This is a genomic window from Planococcus sp. MSAK28401, assembly GCF_018283455.1.
Taxonomy (GTDB): Bacteria; Bacillota; Bacilli; order Bacillales_A; family Planococcaceae; genus Planococcus; species Planococcus alpniumensis.
Window position 1 is genome coordinate 1,762,654 of record NZ_JAAMTH010000001.1, and the last position, 17,062, is coordinate 1,779,715.

The following is a 17,062-nucleotide window of genomic DNA, read 5'->3' on the forward strand; positions in this document are numbered from 1 at the left end:
AAAGCACCCGGCAGCTAAGCTGCGATCAGATGACTTCGGTATTGTGCCGGAGTCATCTTTTTTAGATTCCATTGTTTGCGCGTTCCATTGTAATACGCCATGTACTCATCCACCAGTGCTTTCAATTCCTCTAGGCTGGTTGCCTGTTTAAAGTCGACATCATCTTTAAAGTGACCAAAAAACGATTCGATGGGGGCGTTGTCGAGACAGTTGCCCCTGCGGGACATCGATTGGGTCAATTTCATTTTCTTCACGCGTCGTTGGTATTCGGGGTGGGTGTAGTGGAAGCCTTGATCGGAATGGATCATCGCTTCCGGGTGAACATTGTCATCCAATGCTTCCTTCAGTTTTCTTAACGTGCGGTACACAATTTCCATCGTAAGCGTCGTCGTCACTTCGTAGGCGACGATTTCGCGGGTGGCGACATCTTTCACAGCGGACAGATACGCCATCTGTCCCGAACGGTTAGGGAGATACGTTATATCCGTGACGAAGACCTTGCCGGGTTCGTCTAGTTTAAACTTACGGTCTAACAGGTTTGGACAGACGGCGTGTTCCTGTGTGGCTTTGGCGATTTGCTTATAAGGATTCGCTCGCCGGATTTTGGCAAAGAGATTGAATTTGCGCATGAGACGTAAGATTTTCTTATGATTCATCGGCGTTTACAGCAGTTCAGTAAGGATCATATAAAAGGTGCGATACCCGACTTTCCCACGATGCGCATCGTAGATGCTTTTCAGCAACAGGTAATCTTCATAGTCCTGTTCTTCGCGAATGGCGTGCTGTTCCACTTTCTTCAGCCAAGCATAGTAGCCACTTCGACTGACTTCCGCTGTTTGGCACAAAGCCCCCACCAAATTCTTCAGTCGGAATTTCCGGACCACTGCATTGATCGCTTCGAATTTTTCCGCTGGGGTCAATTGCGTTTCTTCGCCTGCCTCTCGAGTTCCTCGAGCTTCTTTAGCAACTCATTTTCGGCTTCCAGATATTTGATGCGTGCTTTCGCCTTCTCCAGCTGTTTCTCGGCAGAGAGTTCTTGGGTAGAGGGCCGGCCGGTACTGCCTTTTCCACGGCGCTCTTCCCAAAACCCTTCCTCGCCATAAAGGTCGAATGTTTTCCGCCAACGCTTCAATGTCTCTTTGGGTTTTTTCGCCCCAATGACCATCAGGTCGAATCCGTTTTCAACAAAGATTTGCGACGGTCCTTTGCCTTGCAAATTCTCTTGGACAGCCTTCACCTTAAATTCAGGGATGTATTGAATCGTTCGATCGGTGACCGTTTTAACATTCGGGTTCGCTTCCAAGATGCGTCGTTGGTGTTCGTTAAAGATAATTTTACTCATAACAACCTCTCCCGTTCCAGTAGATATGTTTAGTATACCGGGGTCTGAAAACAGAAAAAACCCCAAATGGGGGGCACTTTTTAAAGTGTCTACCATTTGGGGTTCAGTTCACTTTTCAATGTTAATAATTTTTGGATACCTGTTGTGTAGCTGGGGGTTCCGGATTATAAGTTGCAGTTGTTTGATCCTGGTTTTTCTTCTTATCCAAGTAGTTCATCAAGCCGGCTGCGTTGTTGCTGTATTGGTTGACTTGGAAGCGGTTGGCAGGGTCGTCTTCGACTTTCTTTGAAATGTCCGAAGTAATGCTGCGGACCACCGAATTCATGTCGATGACTGAATTAATCGTTCCTTTTGCCCCGTCGACCAGGACGGCCACTTTCTCGGATTTCTGTTGGATGTCTTCTTTCAATTCATTCGTTGTGTGCTGCAAATGAGTTGTCTCAAGAATTAGCTTGTCCATACGGCCTTTTAAGTTGTCTGCCGAACCTTTCATTTCTTTCATCGGCTCTTTGATGCCGGATAGCAACATCACCACACCGACGATGGCGACGATCAGGCCAAGGACAATGATTCCAAGCGCTATGTAAAGCCAGATTATAGGATCCATCGGGATTTCCTCCTCTATAGTTTGTGTATTAAGTAGACCATACCCGTTTTTAAGAGGCTTTAACACATAAACTATGACTAATCAGCTCGATTTGAGTTCCATTACGGTTTGTAAAAGGCAGATGGAACTATGAGCCGGATTGGTCATATGTATAGTATAAGAATTTTAAATAAATGCATGAATCACGAAATAAAGAATTTATTTTTGCATTAACGCATTTCCGATTTCAATACAAAAACAATATATCCAAGGTCCTGTTCGAAGTTCCAATCCATAAATGTTTCAATGATTTCCCGGCCCAATGCTTTAGACAAAGGCGCTTCGTTTAGCAATTGCTGCTCAAGCGGTCTTTTGGTCAACTTAAGAATCTCCATATAACCATTTTCGATTAAAGCCCTCTCAATGCCGACAAGAATACCGCTTCGCTTTACTAGCAATGTTCTATTGCTGAGCCAAAAAGTCTCAATAAGGTCAGGTTTTCGTTCAGCTTGTTCATTCACTTGCTCGATGAGTGCATGAAAACTTTCCTGTTGTGAACTTGCTGGCCAACCATAAGCGACTGTTGGAGATTCCTTGCCAATTACCCCAATAAACATGCCGGTTTTATGGACTAAGTTCCAATCGGCGTACAATTCCGTAAACTCCAATTGTGTGAAGTTCAAAAGCTCATTTAAAATTTCGGATTTTAATGCATTGAACATAAAATCCCTGGTTTCCAGTACCCGCTTCCATTCATCTTGATCGAGAAGGATTTTCTCCATCGGGCTGACAAATCCCCGAAAATGGATGGTGACATAGGGTCTTTTAATCGTGACATAAACAGAAGTCGGTCCTTTCCCAAAATGTTGGCGAAGCAAATTCGAAATATACCCCGATACTTCTGATTGAACAGATCTTTCTTCTTGCATAGATGCTAGCTCCTTCCCGGCGTAACATAACCGGCTATTTGCGATTTCTTAACTACGTACTTTCAACATTCATTCCTCGGTTAAAATGAAAACCATATAGCTGCGGTCTTGGGGAAAATCCCAATCGACAAACAAATCTTCTATCTGTCGATTTAAGTGGCCTTCTAGGTTGAATAAAGTGAGGATTCGTCTCTCCATTGGCAGCTTGGCTAAACGCAGTTCTTCGTTTAGGCCATTTTTTAGCAATTGTTTTTCAATGTCTACTAAAATACCTATTCGCTCGACTAGAAGAACTTGGTCGCTCAACCAATAGAAATTAATTTCATCCGGCTTTCTTTGCGAACGCATGCTGTTCATCAAGACAATTTCGTAGAGAGCTTCTTGGTTAAGCGACTGTGGCAATGGATAGTCAGATTCACCTTTTTCCATTTTGACAATCAATAAACCTGTTTGCTGATGCAGGTTCCAGTCTGCGTACAAATCCAATAATTTAATGTCTGTAAATTGCTGAATTTCTTCCAATAAAGTTGGCTTAACTGATTGGATGAGAATATCACGCGTTTCTATAACCTTCTCTAATTGCCCTTTCTCTACAAAGATTCGCTCTGTCGGAAGCAGGAAACCGTTTAGATGGATAAGCAAAAACGGTGGGGCATAGGTTACTCTTATTTGATTGGCTTTTTCACCAAAATGGTCGACAAGAAATTTTTCGGTATAGTGCCTGATTTTCATGTCATTAATATGGTTTACATTCAATGTAAAGGCTCCTTTTCGAGTTTTTTAAAAGTATTGGTTTAGCAAAGTGCAGACGATTGGAAGTTCGGAAGGTTAGATGATAGTAACGGATTTTTTAACTGGCATAGAATAAAAAAAGACGCCAAAAAGAATGATTCATTCTCTTTGGCGTTATTCCCAGCTCTATTGTCAGGTTTATACTCTGCGCAATTCCAATATGGCAGCCCATGCTGCATTTTTATCATTTCATTTAACTATGTGCACTGAAGCCCGCTTGATGTTCGCGCTAGATGATTCAACTACTGTATTAAGAATTATAGCGAGAAAGGAAAAAAATTTCAAGACGCTATTCCGGAAGGGGCGTACGCTTCTCGTACGGGAATAAAGGAGGCTTTAGGCAAGCAATATTGAAAAGCTATTAGCCATTGTCGCATCATGGACGGAAAAAAGCTTACCTATAAATCGTTTGATAGGTCGTCATGAATTTCTTGTCGATGTACTGCTTGAGTTTCCAGGGGGTTTTTCCGTGCACACTCCAATTTCCGTAAGTCAAGAACGCTTCGCCGCCGCCCGTGGAAAGAATCGCGACGTAGCGCTTTTGCGGAACGAAAGGGGACAATGCATTTCCGTCGAGGAAATTTAATAGATTGCCCCACAAAACAGGGCCTTGGCGAACCGCATAGACCCCGTTTTTCGCAAGGTCCGGATAGCGGTCGATCGAGACGCAATCGCCTGCACCGAAGACTTCGGGGTAACGGAGCGATTGAAGTGTTTCATGGACAGCCAGAAATCCAGAACGGTCGACTGGCATGCCCGACTGTTCGAACAAGCTAGGGCTTTTTGGTCCGGTCAACCAGAGCACGTCTGACTGGGGATAAGAAGTGCCGGTGCTTGTAGTGACGGAAGTTGCGTCAATATCTTCTATAGTTACATCCGTGAAAAAAGGCAATGCTTTTTTCCGGGCGACTGCCTCGATTTTTCTCGAAACGGCCGCTCCTTGAGCCGATAGCAGAGCTCCGGAACTAAACAGTAAAGCGTCGCTCAAATGCCGTCGCATTCGCCAGGCGTATGTAGAGAAAGCCAATTCCACGCCCGATGCGCCGCCTCCGACAATGACAGGCTTGGCGGATTTTCGGAACTTTATTAGTTGATCTGGAAAATGATAATTGGGCTTGATCGGTGAGATGTAGTTTCTAAGCGCTTCCGGACTATCTGTCTGCGACCCGATGTCAAAAGACACTGCATCATAGGGATAGGTCTCGCCATGTTGGCCAATCAGTGTGCGAGAGTTCGCGTCGATGGCGCAGATGGTGTCTTGATAGAAAGCCGCGCCGATTTTTTGGGCGAGCTGTTTCAAATCGATGCGGATCTCATCCAAACCGTAAACACCTTCAGTGAATCCGGAAAACATCCCCGAATAGTATTGATGCACCGCAGGCGAGATGAGCACCAGCTGCACATCTTCCCGCGGTTTTTTTGCAAATTGTGAAAGGCTATGCAAATGTGCATGGCCACCTCCAACCAGGACAACAATCTTCATGTTAAACACTCCTTACGACAAAATCCGTTTGGCCTCGGCCATGCGCTGAATAATGGTGAAAATCTGCACGGCGATGAACAAAAGGGTGATCGCCGTCAAGTATGGAGAAAAGACGATCATCAAAGTAAACAGGATAAACCCTTCTGTCCGTTCAGCAAGACCGGCTTGATAATAGAATGATTTCATCCCTTGTTTTTCGGATAATGCCCCGACGGTTAAAAAAACGGTCATGGCGACGATGATCGATGCACTTAGTAGCAGCAAAGCCCACATCGAGTCCGGAAAGCGGAAAGCGAGCCCCAAGATCACGCTGATTTCCACCAAGCGGTCAAAACTGATGTCGAGCAGCGTGCCCCAAGGGGAAGGCTTCGTTTTTCTCGCCATCGTCCCGTCGACCACATCCAAAAATCCGGATAGCCAAAGCGCGAAGAGCGCCAGAACCGGTAAGTCCAAATAAATGAAAATACCGGAGGACAAGCCGATGGCAAAAGCGGTCTTGGTCACGCCATCAGCAGTGCAGCCTTTTTTCAATAGATAATCAGCGGTCTTGTCGACAGCTGGTTGTACATGTTTTCTTGCGTATGTATCGAGCATATAATTCACCTTTTCATGTAAAAGATATTCTAAGTATAAAGCATATTGTCGTATAGCCCCCCTGCAGAACTCTCTGAACTGAGGGGATTTTTTTTAAGCAGACTAAGCGAGGGTAAATAGGGGTAAGTATATAGAAGTGTTTGTTAAGATATATTTAATTCACGATACAAGAAAGGAATTGATGGATATGACCAAGAAATACGATATCGCAATTATTGGAGCGGGCGCAGCAGGCCTGACTGCCGCTTTTACAGCCGCAGGATTTTCGAAAAAGACCGTGCTGATCGACAAGAATCTGCCAGGCGGGGAATGTACATGGTCCGGCTGCATTCCGAGCAAATCGCTTATCAATATCGCGAAGGAAGTCCATCACGCCAAAAAATATTCACCTGAGCTGAAAGTCGATACATCAGAAGTGTTGAAAGATATCCAAAAAGTCATTCAAAAAGTATACGCTGGGGAATCGCCGGAAGTCTTGCAAGAATCCGGCATCGACTTTATCAACGCTTACGCCACATTCACAGGGCCGAATACCTTGGAAGTGGACGGGGAAACGATTGAAGCGAAAAAAATCATCCTCTCTACTGGCTCGACTCCGCTAGTGCCGCCGATCGATGGCTTGAGGGAAGTGGATTACCTGACCAATGAATCCATCTTCAAATTGGAATCATTCCCAAAAACGATGACCATTCTCGGCGCAGGCCCGATCGGTGTCGAAATGAGCCAAGCGCTCAACCGTCTCGGCGTTAAGGTGACGCTGGTTGAAAAATCGGATCGCATCTTATCAAACGATGACGAAGAACTTGCGCTGATGATCCAACAGCGGCTCGTCGAAGAAGGCGTCACGATCCATGCCGGTGTGGCAGCAGTGAAAGCTGCTCAACAAGGCAGCCAAATTGAACTGACGGTCGAAAAAGACGGCAAGGAAATGACTGTTTCAAACGAGGGGCTCCTCGTAGCGCTCGGACGGCAAGCAAATGTATCCGGCTATAATCTGGAAACAGCTGGGGTCGAGTACGATAAGAAACGCATCCAAGTAGACGAACATATGGAAACGACGGCCAAAGGCATCTATGCCATTGGAGATGTGGTCGGCCCTTATCAACTCTCGCATATGGCCAACGCACAAGGCATCACAGCGACTCAGAATGCCATTTTGCCAATCAACCGCAAGATGAATTACGACAATGTGACCTGGTGTACATACACGGATCCGGAACTCGGCCACTCTGGCTTGTCCGAAGCTCAGGCACGCGAACAACACGGCGATTCAATTCGCGTTTACGAACAGGATTATGCGGATATCGACCGTGCAAATACGAAACAAGGGTCTATCGGCAAAGTGAAGATCGTTCTCGATAAAAAAGGCCATATTCTCGGAGCGAGTATTTTGGGCGACAGAGCTGGTGAAATCATTAGCCAAATTCAGACACTCAAAACTCTTGGGATCAATATGGGTAAATTATCCAGCGTAATCCACCCGTATCCAACTTATAGCGAAGTGCTGGTGAAAATCGGCAAGAAGGTCTATGTCGATAACCTGCTCAACCAACCGGTCGTCAAAACCTTCAACAAAGCTAAAGCAGGAGAGTTGCCTGTGAAAAAAATCGGCTTGTATGGCGCTGCAGCAGCCACCGGATTTGGCATTGCCAATATGGCGATACAAAACAACACCAAGCCACAACTTGGGGTTGAAAATGGCCGTCTCACAGAAGTGCCTTCTACGCCGAATGCCGTTTCTTCGCAAACGACGTCGCGAAGCAAATCCGTGCCGGCATGGCCGTACAATGGCAGCAAAGAGCAAGCGAAAAAGAACTTGATCGGCATGTTGAAAAGCTATGAAGGCATCCGAATTGCACAAGTGAATAACGATTACGTTTACGCAATTGCTTCGAGCAAACTGTTGAAATTCAAGGATGACATCGAATTTTACTTTAATGATGCCGCGCAGCAAATCGAATTCCGCTCAGCATCACGTGTCGGTTATTCAGACCAAGGAGTCAACCGCAAGCGCTATAATGAAATGAAAGAACTCTATTCAAGTATTTCGACCCACACGCGCAATTCATGAATAAAAAACGCATCGCCAAATGGCTGCTGGTGGCTGTAGCCATCGGCTTGGGTATCTGGCTCAGCCGTTCCGTTTTTGATGTAGAAGCGGAAGACCTTCGCAGCTGGATTTTATCGTTCGGGTTATGGGCGCCTGTCATTTACATTATCGTTTACACCATCAGGCCGCTGATTTTCTTCCCGGCCTCGGTGTTATCGATTGCCGGCGGCTTGGCTTTCGGTGCTTGGATGGGAACCTTTTACACCATCATTGGCGCGACTTTGGGGGCAATGCTGTCCTTTCTTGTCGCAAAGGTGGTCGGCAGAAGCATCGTTACAAAAGAGTGGACAGGGAACGCTGCCAAATTTCAGGCGCAAATGGAACACAACGGATTTTTATATGTGCTGTTGTTTCGGCTGATCCCGGTTATCAACTTCGATTTGATCAGCTATATGGCAGCGATTGCCAAAGTACGTTTCACATCGTTTGCCTTGGCGACCTTGATCGGCATCATTCCCGGAACCTTCGCCTATAATTTTCTCGGCAGCAGCTTTGTCAGCGGAAACCCAAAAATCATTGCAGCGGCGATCGTCGTATTCGTTATTTTGACGGTCGTCCCAATTTTGATCCGCAATCGCTGGAACCGGAAAGCAGGCGGCGATTCAGATAAATCGAATTGATTGCTCTAATAGTTAAGCCATTGTGGAGGCTTGAATAAGAAATACAGAGAAGCAGCATAAAAGGGATTAGGAAGTGGGACAAATGAAACTATATCCAATAACGGCAATTGGCATGCTGGCACTTGCCTTGTCAGCGTGTTCATCTGAGGAAGCAGGAAGTGCAACCGATGCAGATAGCTTATTGACGGATGACTGGGGCGTTATTCAAGACAACGCACAAGGCCAGGAAGTCAATATGTACATGTGGGGCGGAAACGACAACATCAATAATTATCTGGATGACTGGGTCGCACCGCGCATGAAAGAACAGCACGGCATCGAGTTGGTGCGCGTGCCAATGAATGATGCACAAGACATCATCAATCAATTGCTCGATGAAAAAACGGCCGGCAAAACGGATGGCAGCATAGACATTGTCTGGATCAACGGTGAAAATTTCAAAGCTGCGAAAGACAATGACTTGTTGTGGGGAGATTTCACCGGACAATTGCCGAACTTCAATGACTACGTCGATGCGGATGCACCGGAAGTTTCACAGGATTTCGGAGAACCGGTAGAAGGCTTGGAAGCACCGTGGGGCAAGGCGCAATTCGTCTTCGTGCACGATGCGAACCAACACGAGAATCCGCCCAAGTCAATGACAGAACTTGCTGATTGGGTGAAACAGAATCCGGGCCAGTTCACATACCCCGCACCGCCTGATTTCACAGGAAGTGCTTTTGTCCGCCAGGTGTTGTATGAAACGACCGGGGGACACGAGCAGTATCAGCAGCCTGCAGCAGACATTGAAGATTTGGAAGAACGCCTTGAGCCGATGTGGCAATACCTGAACAGCATTGAGCCGTATTTGTGGCGGGAAGGCGAAACGTATCCGGAAAGCTTGGCGAAACAAGACCAATTGTTTGCGAGCGGTGAAATCGGCATGACCATGAGCTACGACCCGGCACTTGCTGCAAGTGAAGTGTTGAAGGGACGCTTTCCGGAGTCGACCCGCACCTATCTATTAGACGGCGGAACACTTGCGAATACGCATTTCCTGTCGATTCCGTTTAATGCCTCGGATAAAGCGGGAGCGCTTGTCGCAATCAATGAACTAATGTCGCCTGCCGCCCAAACCGCTAAATTATCACCAGAGAATTGGGGCGACTTAACGGCACTCGATTTGGAAAAATTATCGCCCGAGCAGCAACAGACGATGAATGAAGTGGATCTGGGGGAAGCGACACTTTCAATAGAAGAATTGGAACAAAATCGCTTGCCTGAATTGTCCTCGGATTACATTGATATCATTGAAAAAGGATGGACGGAACATGTGGCGAAAGAGTAAACCGTATCTTTTGCTGCTGCCGGCCGCCGCTACCTATATCCTCCTGTTTTTCGGGGGGATTTTTGACGGGCTGTTGAAAAGCTTCGGCTATTTTCCGGCGATCGGGGAAACGGAGTTGAACCTTGCGGCCTACGACAGGCTCCTGCATTCCGCCTCTTTCTGGGAATCGATGGAACTCACGCTGCGGGTAGCTGCCTTGTCTTCGCTCCTATCAGCCGTTATCGGGGCGCTAATTGCTGTAGCTTTGTTTTTTCTCAATGAATCTACGAAAACGACCTCGCCAAAAGCTTGGCATCGCTTGTTCCAATTGCCATTGACCATACCGCATCTGGTCGCCGGCTATATCGTCGTACTGCTGTTCACCCAAAGTGGATTTGTATCGAGAATACTTGTAGCGTTTGGGTGGATCGACGGCATCACGGCTTTCCCGGTGCTCGTCAATGACCCGTTCGGATGGGGAATCATCCTCACGTATGCTTGGAAAGAAGCGCCTTTTGTGGCGCTTATGCTGTATCCGGTGCTGTCGCGGATCCACGGCTCCTGGCGTGAAGTGTCGCGCGTTTTCGGTGCGGGTAATTGGCAATTTGTCCGGGAAATAGTCGTGCCGGCCATAATGCCGGCGTGGGCGATTGCGACGTTCATCGTCTTTGTGTTTACTTTTTCCGCTTTTGAAGTGCCTTATCTGCTGGGTGTCACTTATCCAAGCGTATTGCCGGTTTACTCGTATCAGCTGTACACAAGCGGCACGCTTTCGGATCGCCCCGAAGCGCTCGCGGTCAACATGATTCTCGCGGCTATCACGATTTTACTGGGCCTAGTGGCGTATTACTTCAGTAAGCGCTGGAACGTACTCAAGGGGTGGGGCTAATGAAAAAACATCCGCAGCTTCTGTCCTTGTTTGCATTCATCGCATTAATCATTTTTGTCGTCGTCCCATTTGTTCCCTTGATTTTATCTAGCGTGTCATTCAGTTGGCGCTGGCCGGATGTGTTGCCTGAGTCATGGAGTTTTCGTGCCTGGGAATATGTATTGAATGACGGGCGAACATGGCAAGCGGTCGGGATCAGCTTATGGATTGCCTTGATTGTAACAGCCGTGAACATCTTACTGGCGCTCCCGGCGGCCAACGCGTTGGTGCGTTATTCAGTCCGCGGCAGATGGCTATTCGAAGCGGTCATTTTTGCGCCAATCATCATTCCGCCTTTTATCTCAGTCATGGGGATCCACTTGACCTTTTTGCGGCTCGGATTGACTGAAACTGTTCTTGGGGTCGTGTTGGCACATATCGCGCCGACTTTGCCATATATGTTCCGTGCAGTCATGATTAGCTATCAAACCTTGTCAGCGGATTGGGAAGACCAAGCGCGCATGCTAGGGGCGCGTGCGCTGCCGCGATTCTTTCACGTCGTGCTGCCGCATCTGTTGCCAGGCATATTGGCAGGCGCAAGTTTAAGCGTCTTGATTTCCTTGAGCCAATACTTGATCACCTTCATCATCGGTGCTGGCCAAGTGGTTACCTTGCCGATTTTGCTGTTCCCGTTTGTCAGTGGAGGAGACCCAGGCATTGCATCGGCTTATTCATTGCTCTATGCAGCCATTGCTATTGCGGCTTTAGTTGGAATGGACGCCGCTTTAAAACGTTATTATCAACTGAATAAAGCCCCACAGGACTCGGGGAAAGGAGTGAAACCGTGAGTGATTTGCGCATCATCGATATAGAAAAGCGGTACCAAGCCGTACAGCCGAAAAACGATGCGTCGTTCATGCTTCGCCCAGTCCGGCTGTCCATTCGCGAAGGAGAGTTCTTCTCGCTTCTTGGGCCTTCCGGCTGCGGCAAGACGACTTTGCTGAAATTGGTTGCTGGCTTATTGAAAGCAGATGGCGGGGAGATTTGGGTAGGGGATAAAAACCTGACAAATGTGCCGCCTGAATCGAGACAATTTGCCATGGTGTTTCAGCAATCGTTGCTGTTTCCGCATAAAACCATCGAAGACAATGTCGCTTTTGGCTTGAAAATGCAGAAAGTCGGCAAAAAGCAGCGCTTGAAAGCTGCGCACGATATGCTTGAACATGTAGGGCTCAACGAATTCGGCCGCCGCTTTCCTGACGAACTCAGCGGCGGTCAGCAGCAGCGCGTGGCACTCGCCCGGGCTTTGGTGGCGAATCCGCGCGTCTTGTTGATGGATGAACCATTCAGCGCGCTCGATCCGGGCTTGCGGGAAGAAATGCGCGAGCTGCTAAGCCGCATCCAAAAAGATTTTCGCGTTACCGTCTTGTTCGTTACGCATGACCGCGACGAAGCTTTCGCATTATCTGATCGAATCGCGGTCATGAGCGAAGGGCAATTGCGCCAGGTCGGCAGTGCTAGAGAATTGTACGAACGCCCCGAAACTACAGCGGTCGCTTCTTTCCTTGGCTTGCGGAATATCTTGAGCGGCGTACTGAAAGATGGCCGTTTTGTCTCCTCTGACGGAATGATTGAAGCGGATGTTGCCAAGCAGCTGGCAGACGGTGATTATTTTATGGTCATCAGGCCCGAAGCGATCAAAGCTGCGGAAGGCGACCAATTGGGCCATGTCCCGGTTAAGGGCATTGTCGAGGAAATGAAATATGGCCGCGGCATGTACAGCCTGAAAGTAAATACAGGGAATCAGTTGCTGGAATGTGTAGTTACCACACCACAAGCTGAAGAAACAGCAGTCGGAGAACCGATCAGTTTGCTAGTGGATATGCAGAAAGTCTGGTTCCTGAAAGAATAGCATCATTCAAGTACAAAGCCCCTTGCCACAATGATGGCGAGGGGCTTTGTATATGCGTCCTACTTAACAAGAGCATGCCTTCTGAAAAGGGAGCATCCTAGAGAGCGTTGCTTGAAATTGGGTTATTTTTACTGATTATTTTTACAGTTATTAATAGAACAAGTGTTCTGTTTGTGTTAAAATAGAGGTACAGCTGCATGAGGGCGGTTTGGCCATTCCCTATAGAAAGGGGGTGGTAGCATGACCATGGCAGAAGCATTTTCGCTTGTGTTCACGAGTGTCGGGTTGACGATTAGCGCATTGACGCTCGTCTTATCCTTGATTCTGGTCATTCCGAAAAAAAAATAACCGTCCCATTGGCGTGGGCTGACGGTTATTTCGTAAACCTATAGTGTCCAGCCGACCGCCCTCGAAAGGCGGCATGCAGCTGGCCGGATGCACACAGCATCCGGTTTTTTTTCGTTACTTTCAGTATACTAAATTACAGCTATTTTGCAACTGTCTCATATCCAACCCCGCTCATAAGGCACAGGAGCTTCGATATCGGCTCCAAGCGTCTGAGCGGCAGTGTAGGCCCAATACGGGTTACGCAGCAATTCGCGTGCCAGGAAGATGAAATCGGCACGGCCATTCTGGAGAATTTCTTCAGCATGGCGCGGCTCCGTGATCAAGCCGACAGCGCCGGTTGCAATCGGTGTTTCTTTTTTGATCGTTTCTGCAAAATTCACTTGATAGCCAGGGAACACCGGAATCTGTGCCGGCACGACAGCCCCTGAACTGACATCAATCAAATCGACGTTCTGCTGTTTCATCCATTTGGTCATCTCTACGTATTGTTCAGGCGTCATGCCGCCGTCTGTGTAATCTTCTGCGGAAATACGCACGAACAGAGGCCCTTCCCAAACTGCATTCACTTCATCCAGTACGCGGCGCAGCAGGCGGTAGCGGTTCTCGCTGCTGCCACCGTACTCGTCGGTGCGTTGGTTGGTCAACGGAGATAAGAACTGATTGATTAAATAGCCATGGGCAGCATGAATTTCGATGACATCGAAGCCGGCTTGTTTCGCTCGCACTGCGCCGTCTCGGAATGCTTGGACGGTGTCATCGATTTCTTCAATTGTCATCGCTTTCGGGGTTTTGTATTTATCGTTAAAGGCAATCGCGCTCGGTGCCTGAATATCGCCGTCGACGGTCGCTTTTCTGCCGGCATGCGCCAATTGGATGCCGGTTTTCGCACCGTTTGCTTTCATCAAGCGGACGATTTCCGCCTGTCCATCGATATGGGCATCATCCCATATGCCGAGATCTCGGGATGAAATGCGCCCGATCGGCTGAACGGCGGTCGCTTCGGTGATGATCAACCCGACGCCGCCGACTGCCCGTGTCGGATAATGGACGCGGTGCCAATCGGTGACATGTCCGTCTTCTTTATCGCTTTGATACATGCACATCGGCGCCATGACGATGCGGTTTTTGAAATGGACGCCTTTTAGCTCGAATTCTTCAAAAAGTTTTGCCACGTAAAATTCCTCCTTCAGTATCTATACAAGAAATTAGTATACCGGAAATCCTGCGTGGCTTCGATTCGAAAGCCTTGCTGCCATGGTTCTTTAGCAGCCCGAACATCCATGTAAATGGAAACACCCCGCAAAAGTCGTCGCTTCTGCGGGGTGTTAGGGGTTTCTTATTCGAATTCTTTCCCGAGTTCACGGGAGCGGTTGGCGGCGGATGTGACGCAATCACCGACGATGCGCTTGAAGTCGTTATCGTAGAGGGCTTGAAGTCCAGCGGCGGTCGTGCCGTTCGGGCTCGTGACACGTTTGCGCAATTCGCCGAAATCTTCTTGCTGGAGCATTTCCGCTGCACCATCGAATGTTTGGCGTACAAGTTTTTTGGCATCTGCAGACGATAAGCCGTTGTCGATTCCCGCTTGTACCATGGACTCCGCGAAGTAATAGAGATACGCTGGGCCGCTTCCGGCAATGCCAGTCACTGCGTGTAACTGGTCTTCTTCCACGACTGTCACGCCGCCGATCGATGACAAGAGCTTTCTCAGCAAGTGCTGCTGTTCTTTGGTGACAAATTTGCTCCAGGCGACGCCTGTGGCCGATTTGCCGATTTGTGCCGACGTATTCGGCATGGCACGGGCAACGGCGAAATCACCGACATGTTTTTGGATCGTCTCAATCGAAACGCCTGCCGCGACTGAAACGATAACAGTATCGCCGCTCAATTTTTCGCGAATGCCTTTCAAGGCCACTTCGACATCTTTCGGTTTCATCGCGAGCAGAATGAAATCAGCATCTCGTAGTTCAGTCTTGTCATCGCAAACGATATTGACGCCGTATTCATCGTGGAGAAATTCCAGACGGTCCTGATCTGACCGGTTCATGACGGAAATTTCATCCGGTTTCATAATTCGCTTGTTAATCCAGCCATGGATCATGGATTCGGCCATCGATCCGGCCCCCACACATACAATTTTCATACATTCCACTTCCTTTTCTCAAAATAAAAAGCGCAATCATCCCTGTTACTCCAAGGACGAAAACGCTTGTTTCCGCGGTACCACCTAAGTTTGCACATTTGCACAACTCGATATCCTTATCGCGGACAGACGGCCGTGTTTGCACGGCAGCTCAGAAGCAGGTTCAGGAAGGGAGCGGGGGTGCGGCGTTTCAGCGTTGGCGGCACTCTCTTGTACCCATCACCTTCCGTACTAATCTTCATCTACGCTTACATATGTTATTAAATTATAAGTAAACAAATTTTATTTGTCAAATTGGCCAGCCGGCGTGACGGCGCTTGCCTTTCAAGGTATGATAAGTGAATAGACATTCAGTTTAAGGGAGTGGGAATGATGGAACCGATCAAAATCACCATCCCGACGCCATTTGCGGTCGGAGATGTCAATTCTTATCTATTGAAAGGCGACGCGTTGACGTTGATTGATGCTGGACCGAAAACACCGGAAGCCTGGGAAGCGCTCAAGGCCGGGTTGAAGGCGGCAAATGTCGCCCCGGAAGACATTGAACAAGTGGTCTTGACGCACCACCACCCGGATCACGCAGGATGGGTCGACGGATTTGATGCCGCAAAACTGTATGGCCATCCATACAATGATTTATGGCTGCGCCGGGACAAAGCTTTTTTCGATTACCATGACGCGTTTTATCAGGAGCGCTTGAAAGAAGAGGGCGTGCCGGGCGATTTGATGTTTTGGATGAAAAAGATGAAGCGGCCGCTCAATTTGATGGGCAACCGCCCGCTCGATATGGCCATCAATGAAGGCGATACGATTCCAGGGCACGCGGACTGGCACGTTATGGAGACTTTGGGACATGCCCAAAGCCATCTATCGTTTTGGAATCCGGAGGAACGCACGATGATCGGCGGCGACCACGTCATCGCGAAAGTGTCGTCAAATCCGCTCATTGAACCGCCGTATCACCCAGAAGAAGGACGCCCGAAGTCCTTGCTGCAGTACAACGCTTCCCTCGGCCGGCTATTGAAGATGCCGATAGACGTCATCTACAGCGGCCATGGGGAAGACGTGCGCAATGTCCACGAACTCGTTTCCACACGCCTCGAAAAGCAGCACTTGAGGGCGATGAAAGTGCTAGACATGCTCGACCGATCGAGCGAGCAGTCGGTTTACGAATTGACGCAGCAGCTATTTCCGCATGCCTACGAGAAAGAACTCGGCCTGACATTGTCTGAGACGATTGGCCAAGTCGATTACTTGCTCGAAGACGGTTTGATCGAAGAGCGGCTTGACGACCGCGGCATTTTTGTCTACCGCCAGGCGTGATGTACAGAGTTGCATGCGCAAGCTTCAGCAGGTAAACTGAAAATTAAGAGTTGCAACAAGAATCTAAGCGTAAAGGATTGGGATAAAGTGAAAAAAGCTAGTTTATTTCTTGCAGGATTCCTGCTATTGGCGGGTTGCTCCGACGATGCCGCACCGTCAGAACCTACGGAACCGACAAGCAAGGAGGAAGAGCCGGAAATTGCAGTTGAACAGGAAGGTTTAACGGAAGAAGGCTTTATTACACAGATTGGGGAAGGGCGCATCCTCATCAATAATATTTACTTCTCTGTACCGGAAGATGTTGAAGTCCAGTTTGCAGAAGGCGGCGAAACGACAGAAGCCGTTATTAGCGACTTGCGTACCGGCATGAAAGTTTCAACAGATTATACAGGACCGCTCGAAGAATCGTTCCCGATGCAAGGCGAAGCGGAAAAGATCACCATTTTGCAGGACGAAGAATCCCTGCGCCAATCAGAAGCATTGCAAGCGTTCATCAACGAAGAACAATTATCCAAATTGATCTTGATGGGGCAGCCGATCGTACGCGGTGATGAAATCGGGTTTTTGTTCAATAATATGGAAACAGGCGAATTGACGGAAGTGCGCATCGACATGAACACATTGGAATATACAATGGGCAATGAAGAAGACCAAGAACAAACAGAAGACACAGAGGAATGACCCAGCACAGAAAAACCCGGATGGCGAC

Annotated in this window: 15 protein-coding genes and 1 pseudogene; 8 read left to right on the forward strand and 8 right to left on the reverse strand. The window is 48.2% G+C overall.

Annotated features, from left to right (window positions below; all coding sequences use genetic code 11):
• Positions 1 to 14 precede the first annotated feature (14 nt).
• The 6 genes and pseudogenes from G3255_RS09015 to G3255_RS09040 form a co-directional block, all read right to left on the reverse strand.
• Positions 15 to 1,342 (reverse strand): annotated as a pseudogene (locus G3255_RS09015) (IS3 family transposase).
• Positions 1,343 to 1,463: 121 nt separating this feature from the next.
• Positions 1,464 to 1,949, reverse strand: a complete 486-nt coding sequence (locus tag G3255_RS09020) for a DUF948 domain-containing protein (protein WP_211654170.1) — start codon at positions 1,947 to 1,949, stop codon at positions 1,464 to 1,466.
• 209 nt (positions 1,950 to 2,158) lie between these two features.
• Entirely contained in the window at positions 2,159 to 2,857 is a 699-nt protein-coding gene (locus tag G3255_RS09025) for a Na-translocating system protein MpsC family protein (RefSeq protein WP_211654171.1), read from the reverse strand.
• 69 nt (positions 2,858 to 2,926) lie between these two features.
• A complete protein-coding gene (locus G3255_RS09030) occupies positions 2,927 to 3,613 on the reverse strand; it encodes a Na-translocating system protein MpsC family protein (RefSeq protein ID WP_211654172.1) in 687 nt (228 codons plus the stop codon).
• A 430-nt stretch (positions 3,614 to 4,043) separates the two neighbouring features.
• Positions 4,044 to 5,132 carry an FAD-dependent oxidoreductase gene (locus G3255_RS09035; RefSeq protein WP_211654173.1) on the reverse strand — a complete coding sequence of 363 codons (1,089 nt, stop codon included), beginning with the start codon at positions 5,130 to 5,132 and terminating at the stop codon, positions 4,044 to 4,046.
• Positions 5,133 to 5,144: 12 nt separating this feature from the next.
• On the reverse strand, positions 5,145 to 5,726 hold the full coding sequence (locus tag G3255_RS09040) for a CDP-alcohol phosphatidyltransferase family protein (RefSeq protein ID WP_211654174.1): 582 nt from the start codon (positions 5,724 to 5,726) through the stop codon (positions 5,145 to 5,147).
• Between the two features lie 187 nt (positions 5,727 to 5,913).
• Between G3255_RS09040 and G3255_RS09045 the strand changes: the two genes are divergently transcribed.
• From G3255_RS09045 to G3255_RS09070, 6 genes are all read left to right on the forward strand, one after another.
• A complete protein-coding gene (locus G3255_RS09045) occupies positions 5,914 to 7,797 on the forward strand; it encodes an FAD-dependent oxidoreductase (RefSeq protein ID WP_211654175.1) in 1,884 nt (627 codons plus the stop codon).
• Complete coding sequence (locus G3255_RS09050; protein WP_211654176.1) at positions 7,794 to 8,456, forward strand: TVP38/TMEM64 family protein; 663 nt, start codon at positions 7,794 to 7,796, stop codon at positions 8,454 to 8,456. Before G3255_RS09045 ends, G3255_RS09050 begins: the two co-directional genes overlap by 4 nt.
• An 82-nt stretch (positions 8,457 to 8,538) precedes the next feature.
• On the forward strand, positions 8,539 to 9,783 hold the full coding sequence (locus tag G3255_RS09055; protein ID WP_211654177.1) for an ABC transporter substrate-binding protein: 1,245 nt from the start codon (positions 8,539 to 8,541) through the stop codon (positions 9,781 to 9,783).
• Entirely contained in the window at positions 9,767 to 10,651 is an 885-nt protein-coding gene (locus tag G3255_RS09060; protein WP_211654178.1) for an ABC transporter permease, read from the forward strand. Before G3255_RS09055 ends, G3255_RS09060 begins: the two co-directional genes overlap by 17 nt.
• Complete coding sequence (locus G3255_RS09065; protein WP_211654179.1) at positions 10,651 to 11,478, forward strand: ABC transporter permease; 828 nt, start codon at positions 10,651 to 10,653, stop codon at positions 11,476 to 11,478. Before G3255_RS09060 ends, G3255_RS09065 begins: the two co-directional genes overlap by 1 nt.
• Positions 11,475 to 12,542 (forward strand): ABC transporter ATP-binding protein, encoded by a 1,068-nt coding sequence (locus tag G3255_RS09070; protein ID WP_211654180.1) that lies wholly within the window; start codon positions 11,475 to 11,477, stop codon positions 12,540 to 12,542. The genes G3255_RS09065 and G3255_RS09070 overlap by 4 nt, the downstream gene beginning before the upstream one ends.
• Positions 12,543 to 13,045: 503 nt before the next feature.
• Here the strand turns inward: G3255_RS09070 and namA are convergent.
• Both namA and proC read right to left on the reverse strand, forming a co-directional pair.
• Positions 13,046 to 14,062, reverse strand: coding sequence for an NADPH dehydrogenase NamA (namA, locus tag G3255_RS09075; protein WP_211654181.1), 1,017 nt, complete (start codon positions 14,060 to 14,062; stop codon positions 13,046 to 13,048).
• 164 nt (positions 14,063 to 14,226) lie between these two features.
• A complete protein-coding gene (proC, locus tag G3255_RS09080) occupies positions 14,227 to 15,030 on the reverse strand; it encodes a pyrroline-5-carboxylate reductase (protein ID WP_211654182.1) in 804 nt (267 codons plus the stop codon).
• Positions 15,031 to 15,402: 372 nt separating this feature from the next.
• Here proC and G3255_RS09085 point away from each other — a divergent pair, with 372 nt between their 5' ends.
• A complete protein-coding gene (locus G3255_RS09085; protein ID WP_211654183.1) occupies positions 15,403 to 16,353 on the forward strand; it encodes an MBL fold metallo-hydrolase in 951 nt (316 codons plus the stop codon).
• A gap of 87 nt (positions 16,354 to 16,440) precedes the next feature.
• A complete protein-coding gene (locus tag G3255_RS09090) occupies positions 16,441 to 17,034 on the forward strand; it encodes a DUF3221 domain-containing protein (RefSeq protein WP_211654184.1) in 594 nt (197 codons plus the stop codon).
• Positions 17,035 to 17,062: the final 28 nt, after the last annotated feature.

Bases quoted from the DNA above. Each gene is read 5' to 3' on its own strand.
- G3255_RS09065 (WP_211654179.1), top strand. From the start codon at position 10,651: ATGAAAAAACATCCGCAGCTTCTGTCCTTGTTTGCATTCATCGCATTA.
- G3255_RS09040 (WP_211654174.1), bottom strand. From the start codon at position 5,726: ATGCTCGATACATACGCAAGAAAACATGTACAACCAGCTGTCGACAAG.
- G3255_RS09020 (WP_211654170.1), bottom strand. From the start codon at position 1,949: ATGGATCCTATAATCTGGCTTTACATAGCGCTTGGAATCATTGTCCTT.
- G3255_RS09050 (WP_211654176.1), top strand. From the start codon at position 7,794: ATGAATAAAAAACGCATCGCCAAATGGCTGCTGGTGGCTGTAGCCATC.
- G3255_RS09025 (WP_211654171.1), bottom strand. From the start codon at position 2,857: ATGCAAGAAGAAAGATCTGTTCAATCAGAAGTATCGGGGTATATTTCG.
- G3255_RS09045 (WP_211654175.1), top strand. From the start codon at position 5,914: ATGACCAAGAAATACGATATCGCAATTATTGGAGCGGGCGCAGCAGGC.
- G3255_RS09035 (WP_211654173.1), bottom strand. From the start codon at position 5,132: ATGAAGATTGTTGTCCTGGTTGGAGGTGGCCATGCACATTTGCATAGC.
- G3255_RS09055 (WP_211654177.1), top strand. From the start codon at position 8,539: ATGAAACTATATCCAATAACGGCAATTGGCATGCTGGCACTTGCCTTG.
- proC (WP_211654182.1), bottom strand. From the start codon at position 15,030: ATGAAAATTGTATGTGTGGGGGCCGGATCGATGGCCGAATCCATGATC.
- G3255_RS09060 (WP_211654178.1), top strand. From the start codon at position 9,767: ATGTGGCGAAAGAGTAAACCGTATCTTTTGCTGCTGCCGGCCGCCGCT.
- G3255_RS09085 (WP_211654183.1), top strand. From the start codon at position 15,403: ATGGAACCGATCAAAATCACCATCCCGACGCCATTTGCGGTCGGAGAT.